Source organism: Pseudomonas sp. HY2-MNA-CIBAN-0224, assembly GCF_040310285.1.
GTDB classification, from domain to species: Bacteria; Pseudomonadota; Gammaproteobacteria; order Pseudomonadales; family Pseudomonadaceae; genus Aquipseudomonas; species Aquipseudomonas helleri.
This window is the reverse complement of record NZ_JBEOPQ010000520.1, coordinates 1-272: the sequence shown is the minus strand read 5'-3', so window position 1 is coordinate 272 and position 272 is coordinate 1. Positions and strand designations below refer to the sequence as shown.

Below are 272 nucleotides of genomic sequence, written 5' to 3'. Positions count from 1 at the left end.
CCGTTGACGCGCTCTCGTAGCACGCAACCTGACAACATCCCTAATGACTTAATGGCAAGCTATTATGCACAGCGCGCCTCGGCAGGCTTTATGGTGACCGAAGGCACACAGATTGAGCCAAGAGGTCAAGGTTACGCATGGACGCCAGGCATTTATTCACCAGCCCAAATTGAAGGCTGGAAAAAAGTCACGCAGGCGGTACATGCCAAAGGCAGTATTATTTTCGCTCAGCTTTGGCACGTTGGCCGTGTGTCTCATACCAGCTTACAACC

The 272-nt window shown here is 51.8% G+C and carries 1 protein-coding gene; it reads left to right on the top strand.

What is annotated here, in order from left to right:
* On the top strand, positions 1-272 hold a 272-nt coding region (locus AAEZ03_RS27395), incomplete at both ends, for an oxidoreductase (protein WP_502947972.1).